Annotated in this window: 9 protein-coding genes and 1 pseudogene; 3 read left to right on the top strand and 7 right to left on the bottom strand. The window is 61.2% G+C overall.

Annotated elements, in window-relative coordinates; all coding sequences use genetic code 11:
* Positions 1-75: 75 nt before the first annotated feature.
* The 6 genes and pseudogenes from ACP26L_RS04370 to atzF form a co-directional block, all read right to left on the bottom strand.
* The gene (locus ACP26L_RS04370; protein ID WP_426451351.1) at positions 76-2,094 is read right to left on the bottom strand and encodes an LTA synthase family protein; all 2,019 of its coding nucleotides are present in this window, start codon (positions 2,092-2,094) and stop codon (positions 76-78) included.
* Between the two features lie 415 nt (positions 2,095-2,509).
* Positions 2,510-4,600, bottom strand: a complete 2,091-nt coding sequence (gene nasC / locus ACP26L_RS04365) for an assimilatory nitrate reductase catalytic subunit NasC (protein WP_426454811.1) — start codon at positions 4,598-4,600, stop codon at positions 2,510-2,512.
* A gap of 59 nt (positions 4,601-4,659) precedes the next feature.
* On the bottom strand, positions 4,660-7,026 hold the full coding sequence (nirB, locus tag ACP26L_RS04360) for a nitrite reductase large subunit NirB (protein WP_426451350.1): 2,367 nt from the start codon (positions 7,024-7,026) through the stop codon (positions 4,660-4,662).
* An 85-nt stretch (positions 7,027-7,111) separates the two neighbouring features.
* Positions 7,112-8,293 (bottom strand): MFS transporter, encoded by a 1,182-nt coding sequence (locus tag ACP26L_RS04355; RefSeq protein ID WP_426451349.1) that lies wholly within the window; start codon positions 8,291-8,293, stop codon positions 7,112-7,114.
* Positions 8,294-8,894: 601 nt separating this feature from the next.
* The gene (locus tag ACP26L_RS04350; RefSeq protein ID WP_426451348.1) at positions 8,895-9,452 is read right to left on the bottom strand and encodes a hypothetical protein; all 558 of its coding nucleotides are present in this window, start codon (positions 9,450-9,452) and stop codon (positions 8,895-8,897) included.
* 342 nt (positions 9,453-9,794) lie between these two features.
* Positions 9,795-11,638, bottom strand: a pseudogene (gene atzF / locus ACP26L_RS04345) (allophanate hydrolase).
* A 29-nt stretch (positions 11,639-11,667) separates the two neighbouring features.
* On the opposite strand from atzF, the gene ACP26L_RS04340 reads away from it, so the two are divergent.
* The 3 genes from ACP26L_RS04340 to ACP26L_RS04330 all read left to right on the top strand — a co-directional run bounded on the left by ACP26L_RS04340 (position 11,668) and on the right by ACP26L_RS04330 (position 12,927).
* Positions 11,668-11,934 (top strand): hypothetical protein, encoded by a 267-nt coding sequence (locus ACP26L_RS04340; RefSeq protein ID WP_426451347.1) that lies wholly within the window; start codon positions 11,668-11,670, stop codon positions 11,932-11,934.
* Positions 11,904-12,275 (top strand): hypothetical protein, encoded by a 372-nt coding sequence (locus ACP26L_RS04335; protein WP_426451346.1) that lies wholly within the window; start codon positions 11,904-11,906, stop codon positions 12,273-12,275. Before ACP26L_RS04340 ends, ACP26L_RS04335 begins: the two co-directional genes overlap by 31 nt.
* A gap of 142 nt (positions 12,276-12,417) precedes the next feature.
* Positions 12,418-12,927, top strand: a complete 510-nt coding sequence (locus ACP26L_RS04330; protein ID WP_426451345.1) for a methyl-accepting chemotaxis protein — start codon at positions 12,418-12,420, stop codon at positions 12,925-12,927.
* Between the two features lie 1,261 nt (positions 12,928-14,188).
* Here the strand turns inward: ACP26L_RS04330 and ACP26L_RS04325 are convergent.
* A complete protein-coding gene (locus tag ACP26L_RS04325; protein WP_426451344.1) occupies positions 14,189-16,237 on the bottom strand; it encodes a molybdopterin-containing oxidoreductase family protein in 2,049 nt (682 codons plus the stop codon).
* Positions 16,238-16,377: the final 140 nt, after the last annotated feature.

The following is a 16,377-nucleotide window of genomic DNA, read 5'->3' as shown; positions in this document are numbered from 1 at the left end:
CCCCACGCATTTATCATCCAAAAAAACAAAAAGAACGGATGTCCGCCTAATCAGGCACACATTCGTTCTTTTGGGTTACGGTGCGGCAGTGCCGCTAACGGCCAAGGCCGCATAATCGTATTCATTCGATGAGGCGACCAGCTTATCCTTGGAGTCCTTGACGAGCACCTTGACCTTGCAGGGCTTCTTCTCGTCCAGCGTCTCCAACGGGACTTCCGCCTGCAGCGCCGATTGCTCCTCGCTCCAATGGGTCGTGACGGTCTTCCCGTTGACCTCGAGCACGCTCGTCTTCGGAAGATCCTCGCCGGTTACGGTGAGCACGGTGGTATTCCCCGTCGTTTCGCTGCGCACCCCGTCAATCTTCATCGGGCCGGGACCAAGGAGATAATGCTCATCCTTGACCACCGTCTTCGTCTCTGCATACCCGTACTGCTCCCCGAAAAGAATATCATACTGCAGATTCTCGTACGTCTTCAGATCCGCCGCGTCAATCCCCATCTGAGCGTAATAGTTGCTCGGCGGGATCACCGGCGTCTTCTGGTACAGCTGGTATAGATAGTCCGTATAATACGTCCCCGGCCGCTCCGCCAGCTTCAGGAGATAAGGTCCGAGGAACGAAGGGCTCAGGTTCAGCTCATCTTTGTGTTCCGGCAGGTAGTTGTTCCAGACAAGCAGCGGCACACGGTACAGCTTATTCAAGGAATCCGGGTCGTTCTCCTGAAGGTACCCCGAGTCCTTATATGCCTTGTAATTGTCCCCAAGACTCGGCAGGTGGTCCCCGAAGAATACGATAATCGTCGGCTCCTTCGTGCTCTCATAGTGCGTCACCAGCCGCTTCAGCATATCGTCCGCACCGGTCAGCCCCTGGGCATACGTCTCCAGGAGCCCTTGGGCTTCCCCCGTAACCCCCGTTACCTGAATCGTGTTTTCTTTGAATTTCCCCGGGTAATAATGGTAATGATTCTCCATCGTATTGGCAAAAATAAAATCAGGACCCTCACTGCGCTCGGAGGCATCAATAATCTGCTTCGCAACCTGACGGTCGGCCAAATAAGGCCCTTCATAATCCGGCTCGAAGAATTCCTGCGAGATATATTTGGAGAAGCCAAAGTTCTTATAGACCTTCTTGCTGCTGTAGAACCAGCTGTGGAACGGGTTGATGGCCGTCGAGGCGTAATCCTGGCGCGCCAGAATGGAAGCCAGGGAATCGATCCCCTTATCGACATACTGGTTATACGGAACCGAGCCCGGAGGCAGGAAGCGCATCGAGTTGCCCGTGAGCACCTCGAATTCCACATTCGCCGTTCCTCCGCCGTACTGTGGAGACAGCATCGTGCCGCTGGAGTATTTCTTCGCAAGCTCATGATAGAACGGAATCGGGTCGTGGCTGAACTGGACGCCCTGGATCTGCGTGGCATCCCAGAACGATTCGCTCAGCACCACAATGACATTGGGCTTGACTGCGCCCCCTGCAGCAGGAACATGGGAGGAAGCCAGCGCGCGGACTTTGTCCGCATCATAGCCTTCGGGCTGTGCCAGGAACAGGAACTTGAGGTTCATAATCGTCGACAGCAGGAAACCGTTCGTCTCCACATTGACCGACTGGTCCCAGGCGATATTCTGGATGTTCGCCCATTTCTTAAGCGAAGCCATGCCATCGGTATAGATGGAGCTCAGCAGCAAGAGAGAAACAGCGCCCATGGTCAGCCGCTGCTTCCAGCTGATGGACATGGCAAGCTTCGGGAGCTTGTAGAGCAGGAGAATGCTTAGTCCGATGAATACGACCAGCCCCGAAATGATCGTAAAGCTGAGCAGCCCCTTGATATACTGCACCATATCCGAGGATTCGCTCGTCAAGAGCAGGTCCCACGGCAGCAGCGGAACGCCAAGGATATCCAGCTTGATGCCGCTGATCAACCCCAGCGCCAGACAGAACGTGGCGACCAGCCAGAACGATAACCGGATACTGGCCGTAAGCGCCGTGAGCAGCAGCAGGAACCCGAAGACGGCCAGCGTATTAAGCACCAGAGCCGGCAGCGATTGGAACGTCCATCCGAATGCCTTCTCCCAGCGGCCGCGGCTTAACAGCTCCACCAAAAATACAATCCAGAACGCACCGAAAAAAAGGCGCATCCTGTAGGACGCTTTCCGCCCGAGTGCGGAGGCTTTCCGTCCGAGATTAAGGATTGCCAAATGCAGTTCCCCCATATTTATCTTCACCACATTCTTCTTTATTAATGAAATGTAAACATTCACTTTAGTATAGCAAGAAATCCGCGGAATGTCCGCAGAAATCTTGGGCGAAAATGTTCCCAAGAAAGGCTTTCGCACGTACCTAGAATACACCGCTTCGATGTCCATCCAAGCTCAGGTTCGTAACGCCATGGCGGATCCGATTGCATGGCAAATGTACACTTATTCGGTTATGCAAAAAGGCCGTACCGGAACAAGTTCCAGGTACGGCCTGAGGCCCTTTGCTGCAGCAAACGAATCCTTGTCAAGCCAGGTCTTACAGATCATCAGCACGCCCCACCACGAGGGGCTCAAGACGTACGGCGCAGACCTTGAAGCCCGGCATGCGGCAGACCGGATCGAGTGCCGGATGGGTCAGCCGGTTCACGTTCTGGCCGTCTCCCCAGTGCATCGGCACGAAGACCGTGTCCTCGCGGATTCCGGCATTCAGCCGCGCGCGCGCGGCTATGGTGCCCCTGCGCGATGCGAGGACAATCAGCACCCCCTCCCCGATCCCGAAGCGGCGGGCCGTGCGGGGGTGAAGCTCCGCGAACGATTCGATCTCCCGGGCGGCAAGCGAGGGACTTCTGCGCGTCTGCACCCCCGTCAGATAATGAGTCAGCACCCGTCCTGTCGTCAGGTACAAAGGATACTCCTCACAGACGGTCTCCACAGGGAAGCGGCTGTCCACCGCAATAAGCTCCGCCCGACCGTCCCCATGGGCGAAGGCGTGCTCGAAGAGGCGTCCCGTACTCGCTTCCTCCGTCGAAGGACACGGCCAATAGATGCCGCCCTCCCGGCGCAGCCGATCATAGGTGATGCCGTAGTAATCGGCAAGGCCGCCGCGGGACGCGTGACGGAGTTCATCAAAGATCTCCTCCGCCGAGCTGAAGCCGAAATACCGGCCCCTGCCCAGCTCCGCGGCCAGCCCGCAGAGGATCTGCCAGTCGTGCTGCACCTCTCCCGGCATCTCACGGGCGGCCTCCCTTAGAAGGACACGGCCTTCCAGGTTGGTCAGAGTGCCCTCGTTCTCGAGATACGCCGATGCCGGCAGGAGGATGTCCGCCATCTTGGCGGTTTCGGACATGAGCATATCCGCCACAACCAGGAAGTCGAGCTTCTTCAGCCCCTCTTCCACAAAGACGGCATTGGGATTGGAGACGATCGGGTTCGAGCCCATCAGGAACAGGGCCCGGATCTCCCCGGCATGCACCTTCTCCATCATTTCGTAAGCCGAGACGCCCTTGCCGGGCAGCTCGGAAGGATCGACGCCCCACACGCCGGCGACATAGGCCCGGTCGGCCTCATTCTCGATGAGCCGGTAGCCCGGCAGCTGGTCCGCCTTCTGGCCGTGCTCGCGTCCCCCCTGTCCGTTGCCCTGGCCGGTCACGGCGCCGTAGCCGCAGCCCGAACGGCCGATCTTGCCGGTGACGAGCACCAGGTTCAGGAAGTTGCGGACTGCCATGTAGCCGTCCGTCTGCTGCTCTACGCCCCTGGCGGTGAACACCATGCCCGTAGGCGCCCGGCCGTAAGCCGAAGCGGCTCGGCGGATGAGCTCCTCCGGAACCCCGGTCATCCCGGTGATCCCCCCGAGGTCGACCGCTTCCAGATGCGCCCTCAGTTCGGAGAAGCCCCGGGTCCGTTCCTCGACGAAGGCCGGGTCCGTCAAGCCCTCCTCGAGGATCACTTTGAGCAGGCCGTTGGCCAAGGCGGCATCCATGCCCGGCTTCACCTGCAGGTGCAGATCGGCCATCTTGGTCGTCGCCGTCTCCCTCGGGTCGATGGCGATGATGAACGCCCCCTGCTCCTTCGCCCTTGTAAAGTAAGGCATCAGAGTCGGCTGGCATTCCGCTATATTGGTACCCGCCAGGATGATGCACTTCGCCAGCGGAATATCCGACAGCGGGTTTGTCAGCCCCCGGTCGATGCCGAGCGCCTTGTTCCCCGCCGAGGCCGCCGCGGACATACAGAACCGGCCATTATAATCGATGTACTTGGTCCGGAGCGCAAGCCGGGCGAACTTGCCGAGCAGGTAGGCCGTTTCGTTCGTCAGGGATCCGCCTCCATACACCCCGACGGCATCGCTGCCGAAGCCGCGCTGAATCCCGTAGAAGCGGCGGGCAATCTCCCCATACGCCTCCTTCCACGTAATGCGCACGAAGGTGCCGTCCGGCTGCCGGCGCATCGGATGCTGGATGCGCTCGCTGCTCAGCGCATGCTGGTAGGCATTCATCCCCTTGACGCAGAGCCGTCCTTCCGAGGCCGCATTCGGCTGTCCTTCTACCGTATAGTTCATCCGCCGGCCGTCGAACTCCCCGGTAATCCTCATTTTGCACTGCACGCTGCAGAACGGGCACTGCGTATCCATCACCAGGGGAAGAGTGCTCTTCCCCGCTTCCATTATCGGTCCGATAGGTTTCACTGGGATCACCTGCCTACTGCGGCTTCATTCCGCATATTCGTATGCCGCGCTTCCGCAGCGGCAGCCCGCAGCCGCTCTTCGAGCAGCCGCTGGATGAGCTCGCTGCGGCGTTCCGGATGGAAGAGACCCTCCCTTAGCGGGAGCAGCCCGATCCGCTCCACCCACTCCCCGGTTGTCTCGCCGTAGTAAGCCTCTTCCCGGTACCACTGCAGGAAAGCGGCCGCGATCTCCACCGCCCGCTCCCCGCTGCTCTCCGTGCAGAGCAGCTGGCCGCTCTTCACCTGCGCCTGGGCGCTGCCCCCGGCATAGATCTCCCAGCCGTCAGGGGTGCCGGCGAGGCCGAGATCCCGGGTCAGCGTCTCCGCGCGGTGCAGCGGGCTGCCGGATACGGCGATGCGCACCCTTGCCGGAAGCTGCAAGCCTTCCACGGCCTCCTCGAGAGCCGCGGCCATCCCCGCCGAGTCCTGCATCGCGGACGGGTCATACCCGAGCCCCGGGCAGGAGGTGACGGAGCCGACCGCCAGACCCGACGCGGATACGACCGTCGGCATCTTCAGGTCCGAGGCCACCTCGCGCACCTTCGCCGCCGCAACGCCCAGCAGCTGAAGCTGACCGTCGCCGGAAAGCTTGGCGCGTGCGATGCCGTGGCGTTCCATCGCCTCCGCGATGCGCCGCAGCTCCTTCGCTCCGGCCTGCCCGCCGTACAGGCGCGGGATGACGGCATAGGTGCCGTCCGCGAGCCTCCCTGCGGCAGGCACTTCGGCCGCAGCCGGCTGCCCAAGTCCAGCGTAGTAGCGCACAGCCGGGCGGCAGTCCGCGCAGCCGTCCGGCGTCCGCCAGCCGAGCGCCTTCATCGCCTCGGCAGCCGATGGCCAGGTCTGCGCCGTGACCGCTTCGCGCAGCGCCTCCCGGCTCAGGTCCGTGCAGCCGCAGACCGGCTGCGCTTCGGCCCCGGGCGCTTCCGCATTCGCCAGCGTGTAAGCGAGCAGCGCCGAGACGAGCGGCTTGCAGCCGCCGCAGGAGCTGGACGCCTTCGTGCAGCTGCGCACCTCCTCGAACGTCTCGAGCCCGTTCTCGCGCACGGCCCGGACGATGCCGCCCTTGGTTACCCCGTTGCAGGAGCACACCGTCTCGCTGTCGGCCATCGCGCAGAGATACTCCTCCTGTCCGTCCGCCGCGCCTGCGGCAGGCTTCTCGTCCAGTACGGACACATCCGCCCCCTGCTTGATGTACCCGAGCAGCTTGGTGCCTTCGCTCGCATCGCCATACAGCACCGCACCGGTGATCTTCCGGCCGCGCACCCAGATTTTGCGGTACACGCCCCGGATGCCGTCATAGTGCTGGAGGGACTCCGTCTCGTCCGTATCGGCGATGTCGCCGGCGGAGAATACCTCGACACCGGATACCTTGAGCTGGGTCGCGAGCGTAGAACCCTGGTACCCCGCTTCGGAAGCCGTGCCGCAGATCCGCTGCGCCAGCACCTTCCCCTGTTCATAGAGCGGGGCTACGAGCCCGTAAACCACGCCGCGGTGCTCCGCACATTCGCCGACCGCATAGACGCCCGGCGTGCCGGTCTCCATGTAGTCATTGACAAGTATGCCGCGGCCCGTCTCGATGCCGCTGTCTTTGGCCAGACCCACATTCGGCCGTATCCCGACCGCCATGACGATCAGATCGGCCGCCGTCTGGGTGCCGTCCGTGAACCGAAGTCCCGTCACACGCTCGCTGCCGAGTATCTCTTGGGACGACTTCTCGAGCAGGAAGCGCATGCCCTGTCCTTCCAGCTCCTTCTTCAGCATCCGGGAGGCCGTAGGGTCGAGCTGCCGCTCCATCAGGTACGGATTGAGGTGGACCACGTCGACTTCCATCCCGAGATTGAGCAGACCGCGCGCCGCTTCCAATCCGAGCAGGCCGCCGCCGATGACTACGGCCTTGCGGCATGTCTTGGCCGCCTCGATCATGCGCCGGCAGTCTTCGATATCCCGGAAGGCCGTCACGCCCTGCTTCGCCGCGCCCGGAATCGGCAGCATGAAGGGCAGCGAGCCTGTAGCCAGGATGAGGTAATCGTACTCCGCCGTCCGGCCTTTGTCCGTCAGGATGCGTCTGCGCTTCGTATCCGCCTGAACCACAGTCTCTCCCGTGATGAGCCGGATGCCGTTCTCCTCGAACCAGTCGCGGCTGTTCAGCGTAATATCCTCGACCCGCGTATCGCCCTGCAGCACCTTGGAGAGCAGAATCCGGTTGTAGTTCGGGTGGGGCTCGCTGCCGATCACCGTCATGTCAAAACGCCCCGGAGCCAGCTTCAGAATCTCCTCCAGACACCGCACACCGGCCATCCCGCCGCCGACCAGCACAATTTTCGGTTTACTCATCTTCCTCCGCCTCCCGTTATCCGTTCTGATTTCGTTTTCTCTATCCGTTCTTCTCTATTGTAAAATCCCGAAGGAATACATCCGTTCAGGCCGCCGATACCTTCGCCGGTTTGCTCCCCTTAGCCCGGCGCGCCGCACCGTTCAGCCACAGGCAAATACATGCGAACACCGCCAGCAGAAGAAAGCCCGGCATATAGGTGCCACCGCCGTCCCGCAGCAGGCCGAGAACAATCGGGGGAAAGAAGCCGCCTACGCCTCCGGCCGCGCCCACAACCCCGGTTACCGCCCCGGTATGTCCGGGAGCGATCTCCGGCACCATTTTGAACACCGCCCCGTTCCCGAGCCCAAAGCAGAGACCCGCCAGCAGACAGCCGGCAGCGAAGATGCCAAAGTCCGCGAGCGAAAAAGCCAGCAGCAGTGCGGCGCCCGTGATCCCGGCGAACACACCCAGCAGCACCTGCCGCGAACCGATCCGGTCCGCAAGGTACCCGCCGAGAGGCCGGATGAACGTCGCCGCGGCGACAAAGCCCGCCGTCGCCAGTCCCGCGTCGGCAGCCGCCAGCCCGAACAGCTCTCGCAGCAGCGTCGGAAGGTATACGCTGAAGGCCACGAACCCGCCGAATGTCAGGAAATAATACAGAGACAACAGCCACGTGGCCCGGAACCGCAGCACCTGCAGAGACTCCCGGATCGTCTGCCGCTTCTCAGGAAGCGGAAGCTCTCCGGCACCCAGGCGGAAGAGAGCGGTGGTAAGGAGAATCACCCCAGCCAGACCGTAGAAAACACCGGGCAAACCGTACTGTCTGTACACCAGCGGAACAAGAAAGCTGGACAGGGCGACACCCAGGTTGCCAAGGCCCGCCAGACCCAGCACCAGCCCCTGTTTCTGCGGCGGATACCACTTCGATACGTAGGTCATCGAAACGGAGAATGCCGTGCCCGCCATCCCTAGCAGAAAGGCGGAAAGCAGAAGCGTCGCATAGGAGGAGACAAAGGGGGTGAGCAGCAGCGGCACAACCAGAAACAGCAGCAGCGCCGTGAATACCCTGCGCCCGCCGAGGCGGTCCGTGAAGATGCCCATCGGAAAACGCATGACCGAACCCAGAAGTACGGGAGCGGCAACCAATACGCTCTGCTGCAGCGCGGTAAGACCGAACGCTTCGCGCAGGGAGCCTGCGATCGGCGAGAATACGTTCCACACCATAAAGGAAGAGGCCATCGCGAGCGTAGACAATCCTAGAGACAAGGCCGGGCGTCGCTGTTTCATGAATCGAATCTCCTTTGCAGTAATTTAATGACAACGAATGTTATATATTTGCGAAATAAACTAGACGAATCAACAAATATGTTAGGTAACATTACAACAATATTTACCCTTTACTCTAATGGAATTGTTCACCTTTTTCAATAGCTCTCGCTTAAAATTTGGCCTAATAATATTAACTATTTATTAAATACGAACTATGTTTTAATTATTTCATTTAAATGTTCGTTTATTAGTGAGGTAAGCGATTTCTTTATCTTAAACCTAATTTACATTAGCCTCTTATTGACCACAAAAATCATGAACCTACGTTATATTAGTTAACTCGACAAACGTGTTTCCGACTACCCTCCTAGGCAGCAGCACATAAAAAAAGAGCATCCCCCGTCACCAAGGAACACTCTTCTCATGTGACAACCGGTCAGACACTCACCCAAAGGGAGAGCCTTTCCTACCTGCATACCTGTCTGCCCTCCCCTTCACCCCAAAACAAAAAAAGAGCATCCCCTTCGCCAAAGGGATACTCTATTACTGGGACAACCACTCAGACTCCCCAAAGGGAGAGCTACGCCCACCTGCATACCTGACCGCCCTACCGAAAAAGTCATTGACCCCGGGCATACAAATGGATGCCGCGGACATACTCGCCCACCAGCACATCCAGGGCCTCGAATTCCCTGCGCCCTTCATCGCCGCCGCCAAGCCTCTGCATAACCTCCGCTATAAAAGCGTCGCAGACCTCTTTGCCCGCCTCGTGCACACGGCTGTAATCCGCCAGATAGGCCGGCACGAAATAGCAGTCCAGGCTGTTCATCGCATACGCAAACGGACGCCCCTTCTCCCCGCCTTCCTGCCACGCCTTTAGACGGTCGTACAGGCCGCTGAGCGTGATCAGCCCGAGCCTGTAGGTGCGACGGTTGTATTCAAAATCCTCCTCGGCGATCATCCCCCTCTCGCGCCGCTTGGCATTCGTCTCGTCGAGAAGGTACAGCGCCCCTCCCCACTCCGAGGTGAAGCGAAGCCAGAACGGGGCGTTCTCCGGCGGGATCTCCATCGTCATCACATCGCCGAACACCACATCCGGGTTCGACGCCAGAGTGCGGCGGGCCTGCTCTTCCAGGTTCGCTCTATTGTGCGGGGTACTGTCCATCACTTGAATCATTCTCCTTTTGTATCCTGCCGCCTGCCTTGCGCCGCGGCTTTCATTCCCTTTATTGTAGCAAGTTTCGAAGCAAAAGGCACCGCCCGGGCGAACAGCCCGGCAAAGAGTGCGGACACAGGTACGGCCGGGAAGCTGGGACAGCCCCCCCTCCATGAACGGCCTTGTCCGGATCGGAACGAGCAAACTCGAGTCCCCGCAAGTATAAATTCTATCCAAAAAGCCCCCGGCCGCAGCCGGAGGCATCGAGGGATACAGACTTGGATCCGAATCCCGCCATTCCATTCATCGAAGTTCCGTATCCTTTTTCGCAGAGCAATCTGTCATTCCCCAAAACAAACCGGTTCAGCCGGCTGCCGTCGCAAAGCGCCATCCACCGGAGACCGTGATATCCTCGGCATCCGCTGCCGCATAGGCCTCGCAGACGAACCCCGGCACCTCGGTCCCGTCCTCCAGTTCCACCTTGCCGATGCCGAGCGGGGCAGGAATCCCGGCTGCGAAGGAACCAAACGACGCCAAAGGCATCTCCCACACCTCCAGCTGTACCGCAGCACCGCCCGCCAGCTTCTTGATCATCCCCGGGCTTCGCCGGTACGGTCGGCAGCTTCACGAGCTGGTATCTCGGCGCACTGGACATTTCGCGGACGAAGACGGCGCCGCATTCGAGCATCTGCTTCTCCAGCGGGAAGCCGCGCATATGGAGACCGCAGACGGCCACCAGCGTCGTTCCGGGACGTGCCTCCGGAAGCGGCCCGCCGGCAGACAGCTCCGCCCCCGCACCGGTGCCCCCCGTGCTGTCCGCAGCCAAGCCGGATACACCACCCGGCACACTGCCCACCCCGCCGGCCAGGAACGCCTCAGCAGCCACGGCAATCAAACCTTCGTTCTCGGCGAGCGCGAACAGCGTCACGCCGAACGGCGTCCGCTCCTCCGCTTCGCCGGCCGGCACAGCGACCGCGCACAGATCGAGCAGATTGCAGTGGTTCGTGTAGCGCCCCATGTCGCGGTTGGTGCCCACCGGGTCCTCCCGGACTTCGTCGCGGGTCCAGGTCCCCCCGGCCGTCGGCATCAGGAGCACCGCATCCCTCAGCAGCCGCCGGGCTTCCAGCTTATAAGCCTGGAGCCGGTGCATGGCCCGGAAGACGGATGCGGCGTCATATTCGGCGCAAGCCCCCGTCCGCAGAATCTTCTCCGTTACCGGGAAGGAAGCGCCCGGATGGGACTCCACGAAGTCCCCAAGGTCCGCCCAGCGTTCGGCCACCCAAGGCCCTTCGTAGAGGATCGCTGCCGCCCGGGCAAAGAGCTCCGTCTCGACCTCTTCTACGGCCAGACCGAGAGAGAGTGCCCGTTCCCGTGCCGCCTCCCAGGCTGTGCGGTACCCTTCTGCGAAGGGACCGTAGAAGCCAAGCTCGCCCTTCGGCAGGACCAGCTTCGCAGGAAGCTCCGGCAGCGGCTCGGGCAGCTCGTGGGACCAGGGGTCCGCGTCATGGACGCCGCGTACCGCACGGTCCACGAGCAGCGCATCGTCCAGGCTGTGCGCGAACACGGTCACGCAGTCGAGGCTCGCGCAAGCCGGCACGGCGCCCAGCGTCGGCCAGGCCCCAAGGCTCGGCTTCCAGCCGATAAGGCCGTGCAGCGCAGCGGGCACGCGGCCCGAACCGGCCGTGTCCGTGCCGAGGGCGAAGACGGCCTGCCCGCGCGCCACAGCCACCGCCGAGCCGGACGAGGAGTCGCCGCTGATGAGCTCGGGGCGCAGCGCGTTGTGCGTCTCGCCGTAAGGGCTGCGCGTGCCGACCAGGCCCGTGGCGAACTGGTCGAGGTTCGTCTTGCCGAGCGGGATGGCCCCCGCGGCCACGAGCCGCTCGACGACGGCGGCATGCGTATGCGGCGTGTAAGCGAACTCGGAGCATGCGGCCGTCGTAGGTAAGCCCGCAACGTCGATATTGTCCTTAACCGCGAAGGGGAAGGCCCCACAGCGGATAGAACTCCGGATCCAGTTCCGCGAGACGTTCAAGATAGGGGCGGAGAGTCTCCATCGATGGCGGCGTGATCCAGATGTTCATGGAGACATCCGCCTCCGCCCGCTTCACCACCTCCGCCAACACCGACTCCGGTGTCAGCTCGCGGGCCCTGTATTTTTCCCGCAGCCATGCCGCCGTTAGTACCTCAGGAATCTCCAGCTGCGCCATTAGGCAACCCCCTCGCTTTCCAGTTCGGTTTGCAGTCCCGCAATCAGCTGTCCCGCGTGCACTTCATCTCCCGGGTTCACATAGACGGACAGCTCTCTTCCTTATTCATTACCGTGCTCGTACTGGCCATCTTCACCCAGGGCCTCTCTTCCCTCACCACGGTGTCCCGCCTGCTCTTCGTCATGGGGCGAGATACTACGCTGCCGCGCCGATTCTTCGGCTCCCTGCACCCGCGGTTCCAGACACGGTCGCCAACATTGTCCTGGTGTCCCTGGTCTCTCTGCTGGCCTTGGTGATCTCGCTCGAGACCGCCGTCAAATTCGTGAGCTTCGGCGCCCTCACCGCCTTCATCTTCGTCAACCTGTCCGTCATCGGCCAAAAATACATCCGGGAAAAGCTCCGCTCTCCGCTGCAAACATGCCAATATTTGCTGTTCCCGCTGATCGGCGCCGGCTTCATCGGCTGGCTGCTGTCGCTGCTGGACGCTTCCGCCCTGCTCATGGGCGGCGGCTGGGTCGCCTTCGGCGCCCTATACCATTACCTGCGCGGCTTCTCGCTGCGCCCATCGCTTGAACTGGGCCAACCCACCTCGGCCCAGCCGCCGGCTGCAGGTATCCGGGCCGACCGCCTCGGGTGAGCGGCGCTGTTTAAAATCTCACCTAACGCCAAATACTACTCCCGATAGAAATCATTGGCGGGGTGTGCCAGGCCTGGTCCGTGTTCCTGCGGGAATACGCTCGGGCGTTCCGGTTCATCCGCTCCGGGAGGACGCGATCCGAATGACAACGAACAAGAGTGAACTCATGACCATCGTAGGACAGATGGCCGATACCTTAGCGCAGGCCACCGAGCGACTCTCTTCGGTCGCCCAGGATTCCGATTCGCTGGCCCGCATCTCCCAGCAGCTGCTTGCGCAGTCCCAGACCTCGAACGAGGATGCCAAAAAGACGGACGAAGTCCTCGCCTTCATCCGCCACGTGGCCGGGCAGACCAACCTGCTCGGGCTGAACGCCTCCATTGAGTCGGCCCGGGCCGGTGAGATGGGCCGCGGCTTCGCGGTCGTCGCCAGCGAAATCCGCAAGCTCTCCCTTGATACGATCGACTCGGCGGAGAAGATCCAGGACATCTTGAGCAACATCCGGCAGACGACCGACAGCATCTCGAGCACCGTTCGGGAGATTCACACCATCGGCCAGCGCCAGGTCACTTCGGCGGCCGGCATCGAGGCGTCCATGCGGGAGATCGAAGCGATGTCCCGGCAGCTCAGCACTTTCGTTTCCAGGCTGTAGTGGCGGCTCGTCGAGCAGCGGGCATGATGCGGGGCTGTCACGCCACCATATGGGACAACCAGCCACAGCCATCAAGGCGTCCATACGGGAGATTCTAGCGTACCCCAGCAGCCCAGCACTTTTGTTTCCAGGCTGTAGTGGCACTCGTCGAGCAGCGGGCATGGCTGGCGGAACCTCTCCGCCTCGTTGACCGCGTCCTATTCAGAGTCCGACTCAGTTAGGCAAGAGCAAGCAATAATCACAAACATCGAGTCACAGGATCAGTCAACCAGGCGCAGCCACCCCGGATTATTGCATAATCCGGGGGATTTTGCATGCCCTGCACCTGCTCTGCAAGAAACCAAGCGGCGTATGTTATTGGGGCCGCCCCTCCCCGGACGGCAGCCAAAAAAGCACCCGCACCGGATGGGCCGCCGGCTCGATAAGAGCCCCTTAAAGCCAAGTACTCCGGGCAAAAGAAAATAACGGAACTCAGGTTCGCTATCCCCCTCTCCAGCGGGGACATTTTTGAAATAGCGGAACTGAAGTTCGCTATTACCATGTCCAAAGCCGCTTGGAGCAGAGATATTGACGAATAAGATACCTGAGTTCCGCTATTGGCCGGGAAATCATGGGAAATATCCAAATAAAGCATCTGAGTTCCGCTATTTCAAATGGTGCGGCGGAAAGCCCACTCTCACCTCACATACTTCCAAAATCTGTAAGGAGAAGCGATGATACAGCCATTCCTCCGATTAAACCTGCAGTTCCTAGGGGAATATCCTGACCAGGCAGGGTGAGGTCGTCTCCAGTGATGTGTTGTTAACGGTGATCGTCTTGTTACCGGACTTCACTTGTGCACTATATTATTTAATCAGCGCAACTGTTAAGCCCATGTAGGGTTTAGGATAGTAATCCTTTGTGCCGCGGGCTCTTTACGCCATTAACGTCCCGATGATTCCACGTTCGGAGAAGCTAACCTCCTTCAGCCTGAGCGGCCCACATGGCATCCTCCGCCGCTATCCGTCACGCTTCTCGATCCGCACGCGCCAGAGAAAAAGTCCGCTACCACCGACCCTATGCGCCACACGATCCGGCGTCAGCACTTTGCCGACTTTAGCTTCGCCAATAAGCCCTAGCCTGACAGCCGGGACGGCCAGCACACCCTCCTGACTCGGCTATCCGGCATCAGCGCGTTCATTGCGCTTTGCCATCCGCCCTATCGGCCCATAGACCCCGGCCCGACGAGCACGCCGAGCGGCCCAGATAGCATCCTCCACTTCTACCCCGCGCACTTCTCGATCCGCACGCGGCCCGAGAAGAACACCGCTCCGCCTCCCATATCGGCCACGCGGTCCGGCGTCAGCGCGTTCACGAGGGCTTTGCCATCCGCCCCGTCAGCCCACAAACCTTGGCTGACCGCCACACCGGGCAGCACATCCGTGCCCACCGCTGCCGTGAGCTCGCATTCGCCCCGCACATTCCACACGCGCACGCGGTCGCCGCTTGCGATCCCAAGTGCCGCCGCATCCGCTTCGTTCATGTGGAGCTTCGGCTCGCGCTCCATCCGCACATGCTTGTCATTGTGGGCAAACGTCGAATTGAGGAAGTTATGGTTCGGCGCCGGGATGAAGAGGAACGGCAGATCTCCTTCCTCCTCCGACGGCAGCGGGATGTAGGTTGGCAGCGGTGGGTAGCCTCTGCGCTCCATCGTCTTGGAGTAGAGCTCGATCTTGCCGCTCGGCGTATGCAGCCGGCCGGGGAAGAGCGGCTTCACCTTCCCCTTGAGGAACTGCTTCTCCGCCAGCTTCTCGTAGGTCATCCCTTCGAGCACCTCGTTGCGCGGATAGTCGAGCGCCTGCCGGATCATATCCGTTTCCGTGTCGCGCAGCGCCTCGTCATCGAAGCCCATCGCCGCAGCCAGCAGCCGGAACACCTCCACGTTCGATTTGCTCTCCCCGTGGGCCTCGATAACCGGCTCCTGGATCTGCACGTAATGGTGCCAGTAGGAACGGTAGAAGTCTGTGTTCTCAAAGGCCGAGGTCGCCGGCAGCACAAGATCGGCATAGGCGGCCGTCTCCGTCAGGAAGAGCTCATGCACCACGGTGAACAGATCCTCCCGCGCCAGCCCTTCCCGCACCTTGTTGGCATGCGGGGCCACGACGGCCGGGTTGGAGTTATACACGAACAGCGAAGCGACCGGCGGATCGAGCTCAAGCAGCGCGCTGCCGAGCAGGTTCATGTTGATGCGCCGGGTCTGCTTCGGCAGCAGGTCCGGGCGCTGCAGGGCCTGGGCGTTGTGCTCGAGGTAGGAGCCATTGCCCTTGATCGCGCCCCCGCCGGGGTAGAGCCAAGCGCCGGTCAGCGCCGGCAGACAGGCGATCGTGCGGATGCACATGCCGCCGTTGTCATGATGCTGCGGCCCGTTGCCGATGCGCAGGAACGACGCCTTCGTCCCGCCGTACATCCGCGCCAAGCGGTATAGATCCTCCACAGGCACACCGGTAATCTCCGCCACCGTCACCGGATCGTAGGCGCGCACATGCTCCCGGAGCTCCGCATGGCCCACCGTGTACCGCTCGAGGAACGCCTCGTCCGTGAGCCCTTCGGCGAACAGGATGTGCATCAGCCCGAGCGCCAGCGCCGCATCGGTTCCCGGCCGCACCGGAATGAACCAATCCGCCCACCGGCCGGTCTGGTTCTTGTGCACGTCGATCACGACGATCTTCGCCCCGTTCTTGCGCGCTTTCTCCGCAAGCACCACCTGGTGCATATTGGTGCTGACCGCGTTGATCCCCCACATGATGATGAGCTCGGCATGCACCGTATCCTCCGGATCGATCCCGAAGCCGCCGCCCATCGTGTAGTTATACCCTTCCGTGCCTGCAGCCTGGCAGATCGTGTACTGGAGCCGACTGGCGCCCAGCCGGTGGAAGAACCGGCGGTCCATGCCTTCCGTCCCGAGCCGGCCCATATTCCCATAGAAGCTGTAGGGCAGGATCGCCTCCGCGCCCTGCTCCGCAATGATCTTTTTCCAATTCGATACAATCGTATCGATCGCCTCATCCCAGGTAATGCGCTCGAAGCGGCCCTCGCCCTTGCGGCCGACCCGTCTCAGCGGATACTGCAGCCGTTTCTCGTCGTAGATCCGGTGAGCCATATGCCGGACCTTGTTGCAGATCGCCCCTTGGGTGACGGGATGGGAGGGGTCGCCCTCGATCTTAACGATGCGGCCGTCTTTTTTATGTACGAGCAGCCCGCATTGGTCCGGGCAGTCAAGCGAGCAGACCGACGGGAACACCCCGTCTGGCTGCTGAATATATGAACGCATAAGGATTCCTTCTTCCGATTCAGGGTAACGATCCGGCAGCGGGGATAATCCTGCCCGAATTGACCTTCGTTAAAATAAATCCCGCCCGCCTACCTTCATCATAGGGGATTCGACCCCCCTCAACAAGAGTTTTCCTTCCC

The sequence above is a fragment of the Paenibacillus sp. S-38 genome (genome assembly GCF_049942825.1).
Classification (GTDB): domain Bacteria; phylum Bacillota; class Bacilli; order Paenibacillales; family NBRC-103111; genus Paenibacillus_G.
The sequence above is the reverse complement of the archived record's forward strand: the minus strand, read 5'-3'. Positions and strand labels throughout refer to the sequence as shown.